17 protein-coding genes, 2 tRNA genes and 1 pseudogene are annotated in these 19,761 nt (G+C 63.0%); 10 read left to right on the top strand and 10 right to left on the bottom strand.

Going from position 1 to position 19,761, the window contains the following annotated elements:
* The first annotated feature begins 21 nt into the window (after positions 1–21).
* The 3 genes from RY1_RS05650 (at position 22) to RY1_RS05640 (ending at position 3,796) form a co-directional block, all read left to right on the top strand.
* Complete coding sequence (locus RY1_RS05650) at positions 22–891, top strand: SDR family oxidoreductase (RefSeq protein WP_072802540.1); 870 nt, start codon at positions 22–24, stop codon at positions 889–891.
* A 28-nt stretch (positions 892–919) separates the two neighbouring features.
* Positions 920–2,410, top strand: a complete 1,491-nt coding sequence (locus tag RY1_RS05645) for a flavin-containing monooxygenase (RefSeq protein WP_072802539.1) — start codon at positions 920–922, stop codon at positions 2,408–2,410.
* Positions 2,411–2,602: 192 nt separating this feature from the next.
* Positions 2,603–3,796 carry a L,D-transpeptidase gene (locus RY1_RS05640; RefSeq protein WP_072802698.1) on the top strand — a complete coding sequence of 398 codons (1,194 nt, stop codon included), beginning with the start codon at positions 2,603–2,605 and terminating at the stop codon, positions 3,794–3,796.
* Positions 3,797–3,802: 6 nt separating this feature from the next.
* Here the strand turns inward: RY1_RS05640 and RY1_RS05635 are convergent, their stop codons facing one another.
* From RY1_RS05635 to orn, 3 genes are all read right to left on the bottom strand, one after another.
* On the bottom strand, positions 3,803–4,534 hold the full coding sequence (locus tag RY1_RS05635; RefSeq protein ID WP_245819498.1) for a M23 family metallopeptidase: 732 nt from the start codon (positions 4,532–4,534) through the stop codon (positions 3,803–3,805).
* 332 nt (positions 4,535–4,866) lie between these two features.
* Positions 4,867–4,942 (bottom strand) — tRNA-His (locus RY1_RS05630).
* 89 nt (positions 4,943–5,031) lie between these two features.
* Positions 5,032–5,634 (bottom strand): oligoribonuclease, encoded by a 603-nt coding sequence (gene orn, locus RY1_RS05625; RefSeq protein ID WP_072802537.1) that lies wholly within the window; start codon positions 5,632–5,634, stop codon positions 5,032–5,034.
* A gap of 99 nt (positions 5,635–5,733) precedes the next feature.
* Between orn and RY1_RS05620 the strand changes: the two genes are divergently transcribed.
* Positions 5,734–7,473 carry a helicase HerA-like domain-containing protein gene (locus RY1_RS05620; RefSeq protein WP_072802536.1) on the top strand — a complete coding sequence of 580 codons (1,740 nt, stop codon included), beginning with the start codon at positions 5,734–5,736 and terminating at the stop codon, positions 7,471–7,473.
* On the opposite strand, the gene cmrA is transcribed toward RY1_RS05620, so the two are convergent.
* The 3 genes from cmrA to RY1_RS05605 are packed head-to-tail and all read right to left on the bottom strand — an operon-like array spanning position 7,470 to position 10,858.
* On the bottom strand, positions 7,470–8,273 hold the full coding sequence (gene cmrA / locus RY1_RS05615) for a mycolate reductase (RefSeq protein ID WP_072802535.1): 804 nt from the start codon (positions 8,271–8,273) through the stop codon (positions 7,470–7,472). The genes RY1_RS05620 and cmrA overlap by 4 nt on opposite strands.
* A 24-nt stretch (positions 8,274–8,297) precedes the next feature.
* Entirely contained in the window at positions 8,298–10,361 is a 2,064-nt protein-coding gene (locus RY1_RS05610; RefSeq protein ID WP_072802534.1) for an FAD-dependent oxidoreductase, read from the bottom strand.
* On the bottom strand, positions 10,331–10,858 hold the full coding sequence (locus tag RY1_RS05605) for a PadR family transcriptional regulator (RefSeq protein ID WP_072802533.1): 528 nt from the start codon (positions 10,856–10,858) through the stop codon (positions 10,331–10,333). Before RY1_RS05605 ends, RY1_RS05610 begins: the two co-directional genes overlap by 31 nt.
* Before the next feature lie 369 nt (positions 10,859–11,227).
* Here RY1_RS05605 and RY1_RS05600 point away from each other — a divergent pair, with 369 nt between their 5' ends.
* Positions 11,228–12,547: an MFS transporter gene (locus RY1_RS05600; RefSeq protein WP_072802532.1), complete on the top strand. Its 1,320-nt coding sequence runs from the start codon at positions 11,228–11,230 to the stop codon at positions 12,545–12,547.
* On the opposite strand, the gene RY1_RS05595 is transcribed toward RY1_RS05600, so the two are convergent.
* Together RY1_RS05595 and RY1_RS05590 are read right to left on the bottom strand one after the other, a co-directional pair.
* Positions 12,544–13,374, bottom strand: a complete 831-nt coding sequence (locus tag RY1_RS05595; protein WP_072802531.1) for an alpha/beta fold hydrolase — start codon at positions 13,372–13,374, stop codon at positions 12,544–12,546. The genes RY1_RS05600 and RY1_RS05595 overlap by 4 nt on opposite strands.
* 10 nt (positions 13,375–13,384) lie before the next feature.
* Entirely contained in the window at positions 13,385–14,011 is a 627-nt protein-coding gene (locus tag RY1_RS05590) for a TetR family transcriptional regulator (RefSeq protein ID WP_072802530.1), read from the bottom strand.
* Between the two features lie 209 nt (positions 14,012–14,220).
* On the opposite strand from RY1_RS05590, the gene RY1_RS05585 reads away from it, so the two are divergent.
* From RY1_RS05585 to RY1_RS05570, 4 genes are all read left to right on the top strand, one after another.
* On the top strand, positions 14,221–15,333 hold the full coding sequence (locus tag RY1_RS05585) for a ferredoxin reductase (protein WP_072802529.1): 1,113 nt from the start codon (positions 14,221–14,223) through the stop codon (positions 15,331–15,333).
* Positions 15,334–15,368: 35 nt separating this feature from the next.
* On the top strand, positions 15,369–16,550 hold the full coding sequence (locus RY1_RS05580; protein WP_072802697.1) for a fatty acid desaturase family protein: 1,182 nt from the start codon (positions 15,369–15,371) through the stop codon (positions 16,548–16,550).
* Between the two features lie 47 nt (positions 16,551–16,597).
* Complete coding sequence (locus RY1_RS05575) at positions 16,598–16,825, top strand: hypothetical protein (protein WP_072802696.1); 228 nt, start codon at positions 16,598–16,600, stop codon at positions 16,823–16,825.
* A gap of 177 nt (positions 16,826–17,002) precedes the next feature.
* Positions 17,003–18,136 (top strand): PucR family transcriptional regulator, encoded by a 1,134-nt coding sequence (locus tag RY1_RS05570; RefSeq protein ID WP_072802528.1) that lies wholly within the window; start codon positions 17,003–17,005, stop codon positions 18,134–18,136.
* A 22-nt stretch (positions 18,137–18,158) separates the two neighbouring features.
* Here RY1_RS05570 and RY1_RS05565 read toward each other — a convergent pair whose 3' ends face one another.
* Both RY1_RS05565 and RY1_RS30940 read right to left on the bottom strand, forming a co-directional pair.
* Positions 18,159–18,812, bottom strand: coding sequence for a YdcF family protein (locus RY1_RS05565; protein ID WP_072802527.1), 654 nt, complete (start codon positions 18,810–18,812; stop codon positions 18,159–18,161).
* Between the two features lie 186 nt (positions 18,813–18,998).
* Positions 18,999–19,468: pseudogene (locus tag RY1_RS30940) on the bottom strand (hypothetical protein); the annotation flags it as partial.
* Positions 19,469–19,600: 132 nt separating this feature from the next.
* Between RY1_RS30940 and RY1_RS05560 the strand changes: the two are divergent.
* Positions 19,601–19,673: transfer RNA gene (locus RY1_RS05560), tRNA-Arg, on the top strand.
* Positions 19,674–19,761 lie beyond the last annotated feature (88 nt).

Below are 19,761 nucleotides of genomic sequence, written 5' to 3'. Positions count from 1 at the left end.
AAGAGTGGAGGTGGACGGGGCGTGGCCACACTGTCGAACAAGGTGGTATTCATCACCGGCGGAGCTCGGGGTATCGGCGCGGAAACTGCCCGCGCGCTCGTCGCGCGAGGGAGCAAGGTGGTGCTCGTCGACGTCGACGCCGAACCACTGGAGGCGTTGGTAGCCGAGCTTGGATCGGACGTGGCGTTGGCCGTCGTCGCCGACGTCCGCGACCTGGACGCGATGAACGGCGCTGCCGAGGCGGGGGCGACGAAGTTCGGCGGCATCGACCTGGTGTTGGCCAACGCGGGCATTTCCAGCTATGGATCCGTCCTGAAAGTGGATCCGGCGACGTTCCGCAGGGTGCTCGACGTCAATCTGCTCGGGGTGTTCAACACCGCCCGTGCGACGTTGCCGTCGTTGATCGAACGCAACGGGTACATCCTGTTCGTGTCCTCGCTCGCCGCGTTCGCTCCCTGCCCTGGGCTTGCTGCGTACAACGCCACCAAGGCGGGGGTCGAGCAGTTCGCCAACGCGGTTCGGTTGGAGGTCGGCTACCGAGGCGTCGACGTCGGCTCGGCCCACATGGCGTGGATCGACACCCCACTCGTCCGTGATGCGAAGGCCGATCTGAGCGCGTTCCGTGAGATGCTCGATGTCCTGCCGGGACCGTTCGGGCGCACCTTGACCGTCGACCACTGCGTCGACGCCTTCGTATCGGGTCTCGACAAGCGCAAGCGCAAGGTCTATGTGCCCCGCTGGGTAGGGCAGGTCGGTTGGTTCCGCAGTGCCCTGCAGTCCGCGGTCGGAGACCGCGCCCTCGGAAAGCACATACCCCGGATCCTGACGAAGATGGATGCCGAAGTCGACGCTCTCGGTCGCTCGACCAGCGATCGCAACGTCGGTCCGTGAATTCGCTCCTCCACACGAAAGCTGCTCCATGACAACCACTTCCACACCGGAATCTTCCTCGGCTGCAGACGCGAAAGTCGACTTCGTCGACGTCCTCATCGTCGGTGCGGGGCTTTCGGGAATCGGCGCCGCCCATCACCTGCAGTCGAAACTGCCGGGCAAGAGTTATGCGATTCTCGAGAGTAGGGGTGCGATCGGTGGAACGTGGGACCTGTTCCGGTACCCGGGAATTCGGTCCGACTCGGACATGTACACCCTCGGGTACAACTTCCGTCCCTGGACCGGGGACAAATCGATCGCCGACGGTGCATCGATCCGCGAATATATCGCCGATACCGCCAAGGACGGCGGAATCGACGAGCACATCAGGTTCCATCACCGGGTCGTCTCCGCCGAATGGTCGACGGCGACGTCGCACTGGACCGTGGTCGCAGTGCGATCCGACACCGGCGAGAGCGTCGTCGTGCACGCATCGTTTCTGATGTGTTGCAGTGGCTATTACGACTACGCCAAGGGATTCACCCCGGAGTTCGAGGGGGTCGAGGACTACCGCGGAACCGTCGTGCATCCGCAGTTGTGGCCTTCCGATCTCGACTACACAGGCAAGAAGATCGTCGTGATCGGAAGCGGCGCAACAGCGATCACGCTGGCGCCCACTCTCGCCCGCGACGCGGCGCACGTCACTCTGTTGCAGCGTTCGCCGAGCTACATCATGTCGCTGCCGTCCAAGGACCCCATAGCGTTGGCGCTGCGTAAGTACCTGCCGTCGAAGGTCGCATACGGTGTCACTCGTATCAAGAATGCGGTCACGGCAATCGGTTTGTACGTCTTGTGTCAGCGCTATCCGACATTCATGCGGAAGCAGATACGGAAGCTGCAAGAGGGCTGGCTCCCAGAGGGCTACGACCTCGATACACACTTCACGCCGAAGTACGACCCATGGGATCAGCGGCTGTGTCTGGTCCCCGACAACGATCTCTTCCGATCCATCAGAAAGAACGAGGTCGAGCTCGTCACCGATCACATCGACAGGTTCACCGCGGAGGGAATCGCCCTGACGTCGGGAGGCCATCTCGACGCCGACATCATCGTCACCGCCACCGGCCTGAACCTCGTCGCCTTCGGCAACGTGGAGATGACTGTCGACGGTCGTTCCGTGGACCTCACCGAGACGATGGCCTACAAGGGCATGATGCTGACCGACGTGCCGAACTTTGCATTCGTCGTGGGTTACACCAACGCCTCGTGGACGCTGAAGGCGGACCTCGTCTGCGACTACGTGTGCAGGTTGCTCGAGCACATGGACTCGGGTGGCTACCGCGAAGTCAGGCTCGATCGGGACCCGTCGGTGGGGGAGGAGCCGTTCCTCGATTTCGCGGCCGGCTATGTGTTGCGTGCTGTCGACTCGTTCCCCAAGCAGGGGTCGAAGGCTCCCTGGCGGCTTCGGATGAACTACTTCCGTGACTTACCGGCACTGCGCTTCGGCAAACTGGTCGACGACAACATGAGTTTCCGCTGACGTAGTGACCACTCACGACGAAGTCCGACGACTTCGGTGACGTAACACCACGGTGGAACATGCCGATTGGTATTCGAACGTTACTCGATGGACGGCATTTCGATTGGATGCGCAGGCTCTGGCCTGGAAACATTCACATTCGATTGTCCGATCGGGACGTACCGAATCGGTTGGTGTGGAAGTGGAGCATTCATGAGGTTCTCTCGCGGGATCGTGTCGAGCGCTGTCGCGGCTCTGGCTGCGACTGTTTTTCTCTCCGGATGCGGAACGACAACGAGCTCGACCGAGGCGGCCGCCCCGATCGATTCGAACCCGATCGCGGAACTGATGAAGCCCAAACTCACATCGAGCGTCGCGGACGGGGCCATCGGGTTCTCACCCGCCGATCCGGTGACCGTCTCGGTTGCCGACGGAAAATTGGCCGAGGTCACCATGCTCAATCCCGAGGGAGTGCCGGTGACGGGTGCGATGTCACCCGACGGGTTGTCCTGGACCAATACCGAGCCACTCGGCTACGACCGGGAGTACCGGATTCAAGCCGACGCCTACGGGCTCGGGGGAGCCACGAGCACGGTGAGCAGCTTCACCACCAGCCAGCCCGGCAACTTCACCAAGCCCTACGTGCTACCGGGCGAGGGAGCTGTCGTCGGAATCGGTCAGCCGGTTGCCGTGCAGTTCGACGAGACCATCACGGACAAGATCGCCGCGCAGAACGCCATTCAGATCACCACGACTCCCGTCGTCGAAGGCGCGTTCTACTGGGTCAACGACCGAGAGGTGCGTTGGCGCCCGCAGAACTACTGGGCGTCGGGCACGCACGTGGATGTGAAGGTGAACGTGTACGGACGTGATCTCGGTGACGGGATCTTCGGCCAGGAGAACGTGTCGTCGTCGTTCGACATCGGCGATGCCGTCGTCGCGACCGCGGACGACAACACCAAGCAGGTCACCTTCGCGGTCAACGGTCAGGACGTCATGACGATGCCGACGTCGATGGGCAAGGACAGCACGCCCACCGACAACGGCGTCTACATCATCGGCGATCGATTCGACCACCTCGTCATGGACTCCTCGACCTACGGCGTGCCGGTCAACTCGTCGGCCGGATATCGCACCCCGGTCGACTGGGCGACGCGGATGTCCTACAGCGGCATCTTCTTCCACTCGGCGCCGTGGTCGGTCGGTCAGCAGGGTTACTCCAACACCAGCCACGGATGCCTCAACCTCAGCCCTGCCAATGCCAAGTGGGTCTACGACAACACCAAGCGCGGCGACATCGTCGTCGTGAAGAACACCCTCGGCGGCACGTTGTCGGGCACCGACGGCCTGGGCGACTGGAACATCCCCTGGGAGACCTGGAAGGCAGGCAACGCGAGCTCGGTGTAACCGGCTCTAGCCGGCGTCGGCCTTCTGGTACTTCGCCGGATCGATGCCCAACGTTTTCAGGTACGCGATCGGTTCGATGCTCGAACCGTTGTTCCTGACCTCGAAATGTAGATGCGGCCCCGTCGAGTTGCCGGTGCTTCCGACCGACCCGATCTGATCGCCCGGTGCGACCGTGTCGCCGACGTCGACGTTCACGCTCGACTGGTGGCCGTAGTAGGTCACCGTGTTGCCGTTCTTGATGCGCACGAGGTTTCCATAACCGTCGCCTGCGTCTCCTGCCTGTTCGACGGTTCCGCCCGTCACCGCGTAGATCGGGGTCCCCGACGGAGCAGCCAGGTCGACGCCCTGGTGGTACTGGGCACCGTTGCCGGTCGGGTTGTTCCGTCCGCCGTATCCCGAACTGATCTCGTAACTGCGGGCAGGCAGCGGCAGAATCGATCCGCCGAGACCGACCGCTGGGGGTGCGGCTTCGACTTCGGGTTCCGACTCGTCGGCGCTGATGTCGCCCTCGGGAGCAGGCCCGAAGTCCGAGTCGAGGATCACCGCGGCGACCTCGTTGATGAGCACGCCCGTCGCATCGAGCACGGCGGCGAGAATCGCAGCCCGCTGCTGGGCGTCCGGCTGGGGGATCGGGATCTCGGGAAGTTCGATGGTCGGCTGCGCTGCGGCGACAGTGGGGTTGATTAGACCCGTGGCACCGACGCACAACGCCGCCGACAACACCGAACCCGCGATCACTCTGTGAACTCTTCGACCCACGTCGATTGCCTCCTGGTCTCTGCCCCACTCGATGTAGCAGGGGGCTTCGAACTGTTGGTGGCTAGTTTCGGGGCACGTCGAATCAACACTGCATGTTCACAGTTTTCACGTTGGTACTTTTCTTCCCCAAAAGTGCCATTGGTAACCGTACGTCACATCAACCACATGCGAAACTCGAATGTTGAATTACAACAACGTAATTCGTCCGGTTGCGCACAACTACGTCGGGCAGTCACCTGGCACGCACGGGCGGCGAGGCCGCGAACACAAAAAAGCCGGCCCCCTTGCGGAGACCGGCTTTTCTGCTTCTATGGGGTGAGCGACGGGACTCGAACCCGCGACATCCAGGATCACAACCTGGTGCTCTACCAGCTGAACTACGCCCACCATAACTACGTCCACTCGGCCAATTCTTGGCTTGCGTTTCAGCAGCGTCGACAATACTAGCGGGTCGATTCTCTAGTTGCGAATCGCCCTCAGGTCGGCGCGTCCAAACCTTCCACGACAGCGGCAATATCGCTGGTCGAAGGCCCTGGAGGGGCGACGAACACCGTCTGCCGGTAGTACTTCAACTCCTTGATGGACTCCTTGATATCGGCCAGTGCGCGGTGCGCGAGCCCCTTCGCAGGCTGTCCGAAGTAGATCCGTGGGTACCACCGACGCGAGAGCTCCTTGATCGAGCTGACGTCGATCATCCGGTAGTGGAGATACGTGTCGAGGTCGACCATGTCTCGGGAGATGAAGCCTCGATCGGTGGCGATGGAATTGCCTGCAAGAGGCACCGTGCCTGCGACGGGTACATGTTGGCGGATGTACTCGAGCACCTGCTTTTCGGCTTCCTCCAGCGTCACCGTCGACGCACGCACTTCCTCGGTCAGTCCCGATTTGGCATGCATCTTCTTCACGACGTCCGGCATCCCTGCCAGCGCGTCGTCGTCGGCGTGAATGACGATGTCGACGCCCTCACCGAGAATTTCGAGCTCGCTGTCGGTGACGAGCGCCGCGATCTCGATGAGTTTGTCCTTCGACAAATCCAAGCCGGTCATTTCGCAATCGATCCACACAAGTTTGTCCTGCACTCCAGACACACTAGTGCGCACGCAGTCACAGCTAAGGTTTGCGGTGGTGAACAAGCTCCACCGCCGAGATCAACGCCTTGGGCAAGGAGGAAACGGAAGATGACGGTCGATCCGAATCAGTCGGGTGGCGCACCGCCCCTCACCCCTGCCGAGAAGGCGAAGGCAGCCAAGGCCGCCGCCGTCGAAGCCGCGCGGATCGCACAGGAGGCCGCGGCGGCTGCCGACGAAGCCGAGAGAGAGGCGTTGGCAGCCGAACAGACCACGTCTGCGACACCTGTCGAGTCGACAGGCGCGGCGGCCGCCATCGCAGCCGGTTACAGCTCACAGGGAGCCGCACTCGAGCTCGGAACCGTGATGATCGACGGCGTCGCAGATCCCGAGGCGCGAATCAGGATCCCACTCGCGACGCTCAACCGTCACGGACTCGTCGCGGGTGCGACCGGGACCGGCAAGACGAAAACGTTGCAGGGCATCGCCGAACAATTGTCCGCGGCAGGTGTTCCCGTCGTCATGGCAGACGTCAAGGGTGACCTCTCCGGGTTGTCCGCTGCGGGAGCGGACAGCGACAAGATCCGTGCCCGAGCCGCCGAATGCGGTGAACCGGACTGGGCGCCGTCCGGGTACCCAACGGAATTCCTGTCGCTGGGAACCGGCGGAATCGGTGTCCCGGTGCGCGCGACCATCACCGCGTTCGGTCCCATCCTTCTCAGCAAGGTGTTGCAGCTGAACAAGACTCAGGAATCGACCCTGGGGCTGATATTCCACTGGGCAGACAAACAAGGTCTGGCGCTGCTCGATCTCAAGGATCTCCGCGCGGTCATCACACATCTGACATCGGACGAGGGCAAAGCGGATCTGAAGGGAATCGGTGGGGTCTCGGCCGCGACGGCGGGCGTCATCCTGCGAGCGCTCGTCAATCTCGAAGCCGACGGCGGCGACACCTTCTTCGGTGAACCCGAGCTCGAGACCGAGGATCTGCTGCGCGTCGGCGCCGACGGCAAAGGCGTCGTCACGCTGTTCGAGCTGGGGGCGCAGGCGTCACGTCCGGTCATGTTCTCCACGTTCCTGATGTGGGTGCTCGCGGATCTGTTCCAGACCCTTCCCGAGGTAGGAGACATCGACAAGCCCAAGCTGGTCTTCATCTTCGACGAGGCACACCTGCTGTTCGCCGATGCGTCGAAGGCTTTTCTCGAACAGGTCGAGCAGACCGTCAAACTCATCAGGTCCAAGGGCGTCGGCGTCTTCTTCTGCACGCAGCTGCCGACCGATGTTCCCAACGAGGTTCTGTCGCAACTGGGTGCGCGGGTACAGCACGCGTTGCGCGCGTTCACCCCGGACGATCAGAAGGCGCTGAACAAGACGGTGCGCACGTACCCCAGGACCGACGCCTACGATCTCGAGACGGCACTCACCTCGCTCGGGACGGGCGAGGCGATCGTGACGGTGCTGTCGGAGAAGGGCGCGCCGACGCCGGTGGCATGGACCAAGATTCGGCCACCGCGGTCGTTGATGGACACCATCGGCAACGACGCGATCGCCGCAGCCGCCGGCGCAAGTCCCTTGCGCGGCAAGTACGGCGAGACGATCGACAGGGAATCGGCATACGAGAAGCTCGAAGCCAGGGTGGCCGACGCGCCCGACCTAGATCCGAAGCTCGACATTCCGCTGCTCCCGGCGGATCTGCCGGATCTTCCGCCTCTGGAACCTCAGGGACCGTCGGCGGCCGAGCGGATCATGGACAATCCTGCCGTGAAGAGTTTCCTGCGGTCCGCGGCTTCGGCTGCCGGACGGGAGATTTCGCGGTCCATCTTCGGTACGGGACGCAGACGGCGACGCTAGCCGCCCAGCTTCTTGTAGAACGAACCGACGATCGGCGCGGAGATGCTGCGCGGGCTGTACTGGCCGGCGATCGACATTCCCTTGCTGAGCAGACCCGGTACGACGCGCATCTTGTTCTTCGCGAGTGCATCCAGAGAGAGCTTGGCGGTGTAGGTGCTGTCGATCCACAGGAAGTCGGGGACGAGCTTGTCCACGATCGACGCATCCGCCGGGTCGGGCGTCTCGGTGCGCACCGGGCCGGGGGCGAGGAGGGTGACGTGGACGCCGCTTCCCTTGAGTTCGATGCGCAGCGATTCCGAGAACGTGTTGACGAACGCTTTGGTGGCTGCGTAGGTGGCGTTGTTCGGAATCGCCATGTTGCCCGCAGCCGAGCCCGTGATCAGGATGCCGCCGGTGCCGCGCGCGATCATGCCGGGCAGGACGGCGAGCGTCAGGTCGTGGACGGCGACGGCATTGAGTTCGACCTGATCACGTTCGTAGGCAGGGTCGAGTCCTGACACCGGTCCGAACGTCGCGATGCCCGCGTTGTTGCACAGGATGCTGATCTCGCGTTCGGACAACTCGGTCGCGAACGCCGTGCGTGCGTCTCGGTCCGACAGATCGAGAACACGAACCTCGACGGTCACCCCGTGTTCGGTGCGCAGCGTCGTCGCGAGTGCTTCGAGCAGTTCACCGCGACGGGCGACGACGATCAGCGAATGACCTCGTGCCGCCAGTTCGGTGGCCAGCGCCTCTCCGATTCCGGAGGAGGCGCCGGTGACGACGGCACGGGCTTCGGGTGCAGGGCTCGGCAGGCTCACGGTCAGTCAGGGTAGTGGATGGGCTCAGATGCTCGCGGCGAGGCGGGTGCCTTGCTCGATCGCCCGCTTCGCATCGAGTTCCGCGGCGACATCCGCACCGCCGATGACGTGAGTCGGCGTTCCGGACTCGGTCAGCTGATCGACGAGGTCGCGCACCGACTCCTGACCGGCGCACACGACGATCGTGTCCACGTCGAGTGTCCGCGGATTCTCGCGACGCTCGCCGAAGGTGATGTGCAGACCGTCGTCGTCGATGCGTTCGTAGTTCACCCCGGTCAGTTCGTGCACGCCCTTCGCCTTCAGAGCTGCTCGGTGCACCCACCCGGTGGTCTTCGCGAGGCCAGCGCCGATCCGGCCCTTCTTGCGCTGCAGCAAGTAGACCTCGCGAGGGGAGCGGGCGGGCACCGGGGTCGTCAGCGCGCCGGGCGCAGCTTCCGGTTCGGTGACGCCCCACTCCTGCTTCCACTCCTTCAGATCCAAAGTGGGGGAGGCGTCGGTCGTCAGGAACTCGGAGATGTCGATGCCGATGCCGCCTGCTCCGATGACGGCGACTCGGTCCCCCACGGGCTTGCCTTCCTCGACCAGTTGGGCGTACGACAGAACCGACGGGTGATCGATCCCCGGTATCGACGGCATCCGCGGCACGACGCCCGTGGCCAGCACGACGTCGTCGAATCCGCCTGCGAGCAGTTCCGCCGCGGTCACCTTGTGCCCCAGGTGAACCGCGACGTCCGCCTGCCGCAGTGCGGTGGTGAAGTAGCGGATCGTTTCGGAGAACTCTTCCTTACCCGGAATGCGTTGTGCGATACCGAATTGCCCACCCAGCTGATCGCGAGCCTCGAACAGGCTCACCGCGTGTCCCCGCCGCGCCGATTCCAGCGCGGCCGACAACCCGGCAGGCCCTCCGCCCACGACGGCGACTTTCTTCGTCTTTCGAGCAGGTAGCAGTTGCAGTTCGACCTCACGGCCTGCTCTCGGGTTGACCAGGCACGAGACCGTCTTGTGCACGAACGCGTGATCGAGGCAGGCCTGATTGCAGGCGATGCAGGTGTTGATGCTGTCGGCGGCATCCGCCTCGGCCTTGCGAACCCAGAACGGGTCGGCGAGCATCGGGCGTGCCATCGAGATCAATTGTGCGTCACCGCGGCTGAGAATGTTCTCGGCCATGTCGGGCATGTTGATGCGATTCGAGGCAGCCACAGGGATGCCGACATGCTTCTCCAGCTTGCCGGTGATGTCGGCGAACGCACCCCGCGGCACCGACGTCACGATCGTCGGAACGCGAGACTCGTGCCACCCGATGTCGGTGTTGATGGCGTCGACGCCGACGCTTTCGAGATCTTGTGCAAGAGCGACGATATCGCCCCAACTCTGCCCGCCTTCGACCAGATCAGCCATCGACAACCGGAAGATCACCAGAAAGTCCTTGCCGACGGCCGCCCGTATCTCGCGGGCGATCTCGACGGCGATGCGTCGCCTGTTCTCGGGGCTACCACCCCATTCGTCACGTCGACGGTTGGTGCGCTCGGACAAGAACTGGTTGATGAAATAGCCCTCACCGCCCATGATCTCGACACCGTCGTACCCCGCCGACTGCGCGAGCCGTGCGCAGCGAACGAAGTTGCGTATCTGCCACCGCACTCCGCGCGAGGTGAGTCGCCGCGGCCGAAAAGGATTGATGGGAGCCTTGATCGACGACGCCGACACGCTGAACGGCTGGTACGAATACCGCCCCGCATGCAGAATCTGCAACGCGATCTTGCCACCTTCGCGGTGCACGGCGTCGGTGATGCGGCGGTGCCGACGCGCCTCGAGCCGATTGGTCAGCTTCGCTCCGAACGGAAGCAACCATCCCGTCCTGTTCGGTGCATATCCGCCGGTGATGATGAGCGCGACGCCCCCGCGGGCCCGCTCGGCGAAATACTCCGCCAGACGTCCCGTGTCACGCGCACGATCCTCCAGACCGGTGTGAATCGACCCCATGATCACACGGTTCTTCAACGTCGTCGTCCCGACATCCAACGGAGACAGCAACTTCGGATACCTGATCGATGGGTTCACAGTTTCTCCAGTACCTCGTCGCACCATTCGGCAAATCCCTCCTCGACACGTATCCCGCCGCGAAGCACCAGATACTGATGCAGCGCGGACCCCACCAGCGCTTCCGGTGAAGGAAAATCTCGCTTCTCGATCAATCGATACAACTCCAGGCGCTCGACATGCACCGCGCGGTGGCGTCGTACCTCGGTTTTCAGAGCATCGAGATCGCCGTTCGCTGCCCCGCGAATCTTCACCGCCAGTTCATCTCTCAGCACACTGGGATCGGTCGGTTCGGCGATCCAGCGGTCGAGTTCTTCTCGTCCCGCCTCGGCAACTGCATAGACCTTCTTGTCCGGACGGCCATCCTGAGCGACCGTGGTCCCGACGACCCATCCCGCCGCGTCCATGCGCGTCAGGACCCGGTAGATCTGCTGGTGGGTGGCGCTCCAGAAGAAGCCGATCGACTTGTCGAACCGTCGGGCAAGCTCGTACCCCGAGCCCGACAGCTCGGTGAGGGAGACCAGTATCGCGTGTTCGAGAGCCACGCCGCCCAGTATCTATGCAACGAGGTGACTATGCAACCAGGTGCACCCTTCCGGTCACGCAAATGCACGTGCATTTGCGTGGTTCGGGGGGTTCGGCCCACGTCGGGACGCAAACGCACGTGCGTTTGCGTGGTTCGAGGGGTTCGGCCCACGTTGGGACGCAAATGCACGTGCGTTTGCGTGGTTCGGGGGGTTGGGTGCACGTCGGGACGCAAATGCACGTGCGTTTGCGTGGTTCGGGGGGTTGGGTGCACGTCGGGACGCAAACGCACGTGCGTTTGCGGGGGAAGCGGGAGCCGGGAGCGGGGGCGGGACGCCTGATACCCGAGTACGACGCCGGGGGAGATGTACTGCCCTAGGCTTCTGAGCATGAGTACTCAGGCGGATGCCGTCGTCGGCGTCGCAACAGCTCGGAAACAGGTATTCGCCTGGGGGATATGGGATTGGGGCTCGGCCGCGTTCAACGCCGTGATTCTGACCTTCGTGTTCTCGGTCTATCTGACGGACGCGGTCGGCGACGACCTGCCCGGTTCGGTCTCGGCGACGTCGTGGTTCAGCTGGGCGATCGGGCTCGCAGGTGTGGTGATCGCGGTGCTCGCACCCATCTCGGGGCAGCGATTCGACGCCCGCGGCAAGCGCAAGCAGTCGCTCGCTGTGCTGACCGGGCTGACGGTAGTCAGCATGGCAGGGCTGTTCTTCGTGAAGGACGACTATCACTACCTGTGGTTGGGGCTTGTGCTCCTCGCGGCAGGATCGATTCTCTTCGAGCTCGCCAGCGTGCCCTACAACTCGATGCTCCGACAAGTATCGACACCGGAGAACATCGGCCGAGTGTCCGGATTCGGTTGGTCGATGGGATATTTCGGTGGCATCGTGCTTTTGCTCATCTGCTATTTCGGTTTCATCACCGGAGACGGAGATACTCGTGGTCTGTTCGGTCTGACGACCGACGGTGGGCTCAACATCCGCCTGGTGGCGCTGCTCGCGGCCGTGTGGTTCGCAGTCTCGGCGATTCCGGTGTTCCTCGCCGTGCCCGAAATTCCCTCGACCAAAGCCGATCCCGGTGCGGCGAAGGCAGGGTTTCTCGAGTCCTACAAGGTGCTGTTCCGCGATCTGCGCGAGCTGTGGATCGCAGATCGACGCAGCGTCTACTTCCTGATTGCCAGCGCACTGTTTCGCGACGGGCTTGCAGGTGTGTTCACCTTCGGGGCGGTTCTCGCGGTGAGTGTCTACGGTATCGGCACGGCCGACGTGCTTCTGTTCGGTGTCGCAGCCAACGTCGTGGCCGGGCTCGGCGCGATCAGCGCAGGCAGGGTCGACGACCGAGTCGGTCCGAAGGCAGTGATCGTGTTCTCGCTCGCGTCGATGATCGTCGCCGGAATCGTTCTGCTCTTCGTCTCGGGCCCGCTGCTGTTCTGGGTGTTCGGGTTGATCCTGTGCCTGTTCGTCGGTCCGGCACAGTCGTCCTCTCGGACGTACATGGCGCGACTGGCCCCTCCAGGGCGAGAAGGCCAATTCTTCGGCCTCTATGCAACGACCGGTCGGGCGGTGTCGTTCCTGGCGCCGAGCTTGTTCGGGCTCTTCGTCTGGATGTTCGACGCGGACCGCGCGGGCATCGGTGGTCTGATCGTCGTCCTGGCAGTCGGCCTCGCTGCCCTGTTGGCAGTGAAAGCTCCCGACAAGGTCTAGACGACGCCCACTCGGGCGAGGATCTCGTCGGCGAGCTGCTCGGGTGCCTCCTCGGGAACCCAGTGTGAGACTCCGTCGAGTTCGACGAACGAGTAGTCGGCGTCGACGAACTCGCCGCATCGTGTCGCCGCCGCTCGGCCGATCGCGGCGTCCTGGTTGCTCCACACGTACGTGGTCGGTACCCGGACGGGTTCGAGCCTGCCGAAATCGCTGGTCATCGCTCGATACCAGTTGAGCGCAGCGGTGAGAGCGCCCGGCTGGAGGAAATGCTCGACGTAGCGGTCGTCGGGACTGGCATCGGAGAACATCGCGCGCAGCCGGGCAGCGTCGTTCTCGAGCAGTACTCGCTCGGCTTTGCCCTCCTGGCGCAGAAGACCCATGTACTGCGACCGTTCCTGCTGATCGGCGTCCTCGCGGAGTGCCCACCCGAAGGCGGCTGTGTGGGGGACCGAGACCGCAGTCAGCGAACGTACGTGTTCGGGATGGCGTGCCGCCAGCTGCCATGCCACGGCGGCGCCCCAATCGTGTCCGACGACGTGTGCGGAATCCAGATCGAAAGCCCGCAGAAGGGCCAGCGCGTCGTCGACGAGGCGGTCCGACGCATAGGCGTCGACGCCCTCGGGGCGGGCACGCGGTGAATAGCCGCGCTGGTCGGGTGCGAACGTGCGAAGCCCGGCCTCGGTCAGGTACGGCGTCACACGATCCCAACAGCCCGACGTCTGAGGAAATCCGTGCAGCAGGAGCGTCGGGATCCCGTCTGGCGGCCCGGAAACAGCGACATCGAAAACGAAGTCACCGACGGTCACCGAAGTAGTGGTCGACGTCATGAATGTCCTCTCAGCTGTGTTCGGGTCTCCAGGCTCCCATGCCGAGCACGATGAGTCGCACCTGCTTTTCCGTCGTGCGGAGCAGGTCCTGCTCGTTCTGGCTGCCTGGCCTGTCGATCTCCAGCAGCGCGACCGCTGCAGTGAGCATGGTGGAGACGATGAGATCCGCCGCCATCTCGAGATCGTCGACGTCCCATGTCTCGAGCCCGGGCATCCTGGACAGATCGATGGTCAGTTCGCTGACGAACATTCGCAGTTCGGTGGCGAAGGCTCGGCGGACTTCGGTGACGCCGCCGGAGCGCTCGCGTGCGAGGAATCGGAATTGCTCTTCGTGACTACGCACCTGGCGGACCAGAATCCGCAACGATTCGGTCGCGTTCTTCACCGACGGATCCTTGCGGGCGTCGCGCAGCATCTGCCGAAGCATTCGCATCGAATCCTCGACGAGGGCGACCCCCAGGTCTTCCATCGATGCGAAGTGGCGGTAGAACGCCGTGGGCACTATGCCCGCCGATCGGGTGACTTCCCGAAGACTGACGCTGGCGAACGATCGATCGCGCAGTAGCTCGAGGGTGCCGTCGATGAGCGCCTGGCGGGTGCGCTCTTTTCGTTCCGCTCGGGTCACCGGTTCCGTCACGGTTTCGAGTTTATGGCTGTTCACGAGTTCCCCGTCCCCGGCCTTGCCCGGCCCCCATCGCTCATGTGAGCTACGTCACTGAAAATCGAGAGTGTTGTTGACGTCACTTAGACGTTGACAGCTCCCGGTATACATCTGCCACACTCGATTCTAGTGCACAGACGTACACTGAAATAGTTGCTCCGTTTCGATCGAATACGGGAGGCGAGATGACACTCCAGCAGGGGTCGCGAAAATCGAGGAATCCAGGCAAGTTCTCGTTGCTGTCGCTGTTCGAGGCCATGGCGACGCCGCATGCGCTCGACAGATACCTCGAGCTCGTGGACCCGATGACAACCGTTCGCGACCTTCGCGCCGAGGTCACTCACGTACACCGATCGACCGAGGACACGGTCACGCTGACGCTTCGGCCGACCAGGCAGTGGCTCGGGTTCGAGGCCGGGCAGTTCGTGCAGGTCGGAGTAGTCATCGACGGCGTACGACACACACGGTGTTATTCGCCTGCGTGTTCGCATCATCGATCCGACGGCAGTATCGAACTCACGGTCAAGGCACACCCGGAGGGATTGGTCTCCGGTTACCTGCACCGTCATGCGCGGCCGGGTCTGGTCGTCAGCCTGTCGCAGGCCGAGGGGACATTCCGCCTTCCGACTCCCCGCCCGCCTCGAACCCTCCTGATCAGTGGCGGAAGTGGAATCACCCCGGTGCTGTCGATGTTGCGGTCGCTGCTGGACGAGGGGTACAGCGGCGACCTCACCTTCGTGCACTACGCGTACACCGAACAGGACGTGCCCTACCGGCGCGAACTCGACGAGATCGCCGAGGCCTTCGATCACGTACGCATCGTGTATGCGTACACCGATCAGGACGAGGGCGGCGACCTGCACGGATACTTCGGAACCGAGCATCTCGACGCCGCGGCACCGTGGTTCGCCGACGCGGAGACGTTCCTGTGCGGCCCGCCCGGCCTCATGCGTGCGGTCACGGGTGTGTACGCAGACCTCGGATTGTCGGAGGTGTTGCACGTCGAGGAGTTCGCGGCCCCGACGGTCGTGGTCGCAGACGACGTGGACGGTGACGTCTCGTTCACCGACAGCGCGGTTGTCGCCGAGAATTCGGGACGCACCCTGCTCGAGCAGGCCGAGGACGCCGGGTTGTCGCCGAAGTACGGATGCAGGATGGGAATCTGCTTCACCTGCACGTCCGTCAAGACGTCCGGATGCACGAAGAACATCAAGACCGGGGAGACCGACAGCGAGCCGGACAAGAAGATCCAGCTGTGCGTCACGGTGCCCCTCGGCGACGTCGCCATCGATATCTGAGACCCAAGTCGTAGAGATCCGAAATGGAGAAATCAATGTTCGGAATTCCTTTCACCTCACTGTCTTTCCCACTCTTCGGCGGTTCCGGAAAGAGTGCCGATGAGCTGGCTCCGACCGTGCTGTCCTACGAGAAAGTGCAGGAGCTCGGACGCGAACTCGACGAGTTGCGCGCCCGCACCGTCGCCAAGCTCGGTGACGAGGACCGCGAGTACATCTACAACATCGTCAAGACGCAACGAGGATTCGAGATCGCCGGTCGTGCACTGATGTATCTGCCGTTCTTCCCGCCGGCGTGGCTCGCGGGCGTCGGCGCACTCGGCATCTCGAAAATTCTCGACAACATGGAGATCGGTCACAACGTCATGCACGGTCAGTACGACTGGATGCGTGAGCCCGGCTTCAATTCGCAGGTATTCGAGTGGGACACCGTCTGCCCGGCGGACCAGTGGAAGCACTCGCACAACTACATGCACCACACGTTCACCAACATCGTCGGCAAGGATCGCGACATCGGTTACGGGATTCTGCGGATGGACCAGGGGCAGAAATGGAACCCCTACTACCTCGGAAATCCCGTCTACGCGTTCCTGCTGATGACGTTCTTCGAATGGGGTGTGATGCTGCACGACCTGGAAGCGGAGAACGTCATCCAGGGCAAGCGGAAGTGGCACGACGTCAAGCCTCTCGTGCAGGGAATGTGGCGAAAGGCCGGCCGTCAGGTTCTCAAGGACTACGTGATCTTCCCGGCTCTGACCGGCCCGTTCTTCGTCTCGACTCTCATCGGCAACATCGGAGCCAATCTGATCCGCAACGTATGGACCTACTCGATCATCTTCTGTGGTCACTTCCCGACCGGAGTTCAGACGTTCACCGAGGACGAGACCGCGGACGAGTCGAGTGGCGAGTGGTACGTGCGGCAGATGCTGGGTTCGGCGAACATCGAAGGCAGTCCTCTGTTTCACATCATGTCCGGGAACCTGTCGCACCAGATCGAGCATCACCTGTTCCCCGATCTGCCCGCGCATCGATACCCGCAGATCGCCCCCGAGGTCAAAGCGCTGTGCGAGAAGTACGAACTCCCGTACAACTCGGGCGGATTCTTCAAGCAGATCGGGACGGTGTGGGGCAAGATCTTCAAGCTTGCACTTCCCGATTCGCTGACCGGTGCGACACCTCCCGTCGGTGTTATCGTCGAGCGCAAGAAAGTTGCGGCCTAATGAGGTCGGCGCTGCCCGAATCGTCGAGCGAATCAGGGGTGATCGTGGTGGTAGGTAAATTCGAGCGCAACAAGGACACGATTCAGGAGTTGACGGAATCGGCCGCAACACACGTCGGGAAGATCGCGGTGATCGTTGCGGGTGCCGTTCGGGACATCACCCGTGAGATCGGCGATTGGGTCTCCGACGGTATCGAAATGCGTGAGGCTGCGCGAAAGGCTCGTGACGATTCGCCTGTCGGCACGGTCATCAACGCGGAGTTCGACCAGCGCTGAGTCCCAGCTCGGACGCCGTGTGGACATGTACACGGCCGTGGCGTTGCTGTGTGATCGGCAGCCGCACCACACAAACAATCTTCAGGAATGTTTTACCTCCGTTTTCGTACCAGGTGACCGTACGCTGAGTTACGGTAATTCTGTCGAGGTTCGCGATCTACGGAAAGGTGGTCCGACATGCTCACCGAAGTTCGGTATCCGCACATCGAAGGCGATCGCATCGATCGGTGCGCGGCACTTCGCCTGCAGTGCAAGGAGATCGCAGCGGCGAGCCTCGCCTCGGGAGTGGTGCCCAACGGATCGGAACTGGGCGAGTTCACAACTCTGGTGGGACATGCTGCACGCGAGGGGGTTTCGGTGCAGACCGCACTTCAGGCGGTGAGCGGAGCATGTGCCTCGGCGCTGCGTTCCCAGGCGTCGGGAGGCGATCCCGCGGTCATCGACCAGGCTGTGCAGATGTTCCGCGTGATGGAGGTGCTGGGAAATCTGGTGTGGGGCATCTTCCTCGGGCGCACCGCACCCGGTGTGGACAACCGATTCCGTGTGCGGCAGTTGACCGAGTCGATCCTGGCCGGGGACGGGCAGTCGCGACGGCTCGCCGCGATCGCAGGAGTGGACCTGGCCCCGACGTACGACGTGATGTCGATGATGTTCGTTGCCGCCGAAATCGACGGTCCTGGCCCGCATCGACGCTGTGCCGTCGACTCCGCCGCGGTGGAAGCAATCGTGACGTCGCTGGCGGCGGAGTCCGGTGGGATGTTGCTGGCGCTCGGCCGGCGCGGCGGGACGGTCCTGGTCCCGCAGATCGCGGCGACGTCCGGCACATCGGTCGTCCAGAGGATTCGCGCCACCCTCGGCGTCGAGGTGGTTGCGGCAGCGGTGAACGCAGAGGTCGACGACGTTCCTGCGGCCGCGACGTATGCCCGCGAACTCGTTGCGTTGGCATGGGGATTGCGGTTGCCGCCACGCGTTTTCACCACGGCCGACCTTGCACTCGAGTATCAGTTCACCAGGCCAGGTCCTGGTCGATCGAGATTGAAGGCACTGCTACGTCCTCTCGATGGAAGTCCTGAGCTCCTGCACACGCTGCAGACGTTCATCTCGTGTGAGGGGAACCGGCGAGCGAGCGCAAAAGCGTTGTATGTCCATCCCAACACCGTCGACTACCGCCTGAAGCGAATCGAGACGCTGACAGGCGTCGATCCGCTCAGCTCTGCCGGATTGATGTCCCTTCATGCGGCAACCATCGTGGATTTGGTGGCGACGGCCGAAGGCCCGGGAGTCCCGGGCGAGGTGGCTGCAGCCTGCTGAACCGCGTTGTCTCGGGAATTCTTCACCCGGCCGAGATGACGCCGCTGACGGGAATCTTGCCACCGACCGCGTTGCGAAAGTCGACGAGTGCGCGCTCGACGTGATTCGGGCTGGACACCACCACAATTCCGGATACGCGTCGGTCGGTGAGGATGGCCGCAGTGTTCTGCGCATTCTCGACAGTCGACGTCGAAGTATCTTCCTCGGTGATGCGAATGGCCGGAACACCGTTGGCCACCAACCAGTCACGCATCGCCCGAGATTCGGTGATCCCGGACTGTGGGACGCCGCCGCTCGTCACGATCGGCGTGAGTGGGTACTGATTCGCCAGTTTCAAGGCTGCGTGCAGGCGGTCGACGAGGATGGGGCGCATCGATCCGTCCTCGTACAGGCCGGCTCCGAGTACCACGATCGTCGTCCCGATGGGATGAAGGTCGAGCATCAGGGGTGCCTGCCGAGTCAGGACTTCGTCTTGCGTGCAACGAATTATCGCGTCCAGATCCGCACTCTGGCACCCGCCCAGAGTGGCCAACAATCCGTTCTCGAACGTGACCGGGGTGATGTCGGCGTGAGCGAGTGCCGGGGTGCAGCTCAGTGCGGCGGCAACGGATGCCGTGGCCAGTGCGCGAATCGTTCTCGATTTCGATTTCGATTTCGAACACGATGAAACAGACATGCAATGGCCCCCCGGCAGTTGTGAAACGAACGTCGAAACAGCTTGGCAGCATGGCTCGACGCAAAGCAACCGTCACGCGCTATGACTACCCACAAGATCCGGGGGGCGCTGTTGTCATCGTATGCAGACATGCTGGCACGAGGCGAAAAGCGCTGAGGTAGTAGAGATTTCTACTTGCGTGACGGCTTACACGATGGTGTGGGGATACTCGTCTCGTCGATGTTGGAAGGAGAGTAAGTTCGGATTCGCGATGATGCCGTGCCGGATTTCGATGGCTTTCCGGCGAGCCCATTCGAAGCCAATACTCTAGTCCCACGCCACATCGACCACGAGAGTTCCGGATCCGATGGTGTCCACGTCTTCGTTGGTCAGGAATGTCAGCGGTGAGTTCGTATCCTGGAGAACGCAATTGACGATGATGTCGTGATCGCCGAGAAATTCCGACAGCGGGCCCCTATCGCCGTCGACGAGCGCTCGACTGCGGCGCGGATTGGCGCCGCCCTAGATAGAAGTCGACGATGCGTGCCGAATGGATGGGCGATCCGACAGCGGTCACCCCGCGTTGGGTCAGCACATCGACGTCGTGGATTTCCGTGTGCGTTGAGTGCGGTCACGGCTCCACGAGCCGTCGCGCCGAAACCGATCACTGCGGCCGAAGGGTTCGCCGTACCCGTACCGAAGTGAACCACAGATCGGGCATCGGGAGTCCTGGGCGAAGGGCCGTTCCGGGGAGCGGGTACACTGGTCAACCGTGCTCGGACGGTGGCGAACAGTCGTCTCCGAGTTCCGCCTCCGTAGCTCAGGGGATAGAGCAAGGGCCTTCTAATCCCTTGGTCGCAGGTTCGAATCCTGCCGGGGGCACCGTGAATCGAATGTTTCGGCGGGCCGCGTGAGGGGAATGAGCCCCGGAAGGCGAGCGGACCAGGCGTAACTGTTCTATCTTCGCGTC

The sequence above is a fragment of the Rhodococcus yunnanensis NBRC 103083 genome, from assembly GCF_001895005.1.
GTDB classification, from domain to species: Bacteria; Actinomycetota; Actinomycetes; order Mycobacteriales; family Mycobacteriaceae; genus Rhodococcoides; species Rhodococcoides yunnanense.
This window is presented reverse-complemented; position numbering and strand designations above follow the sequence as displayed.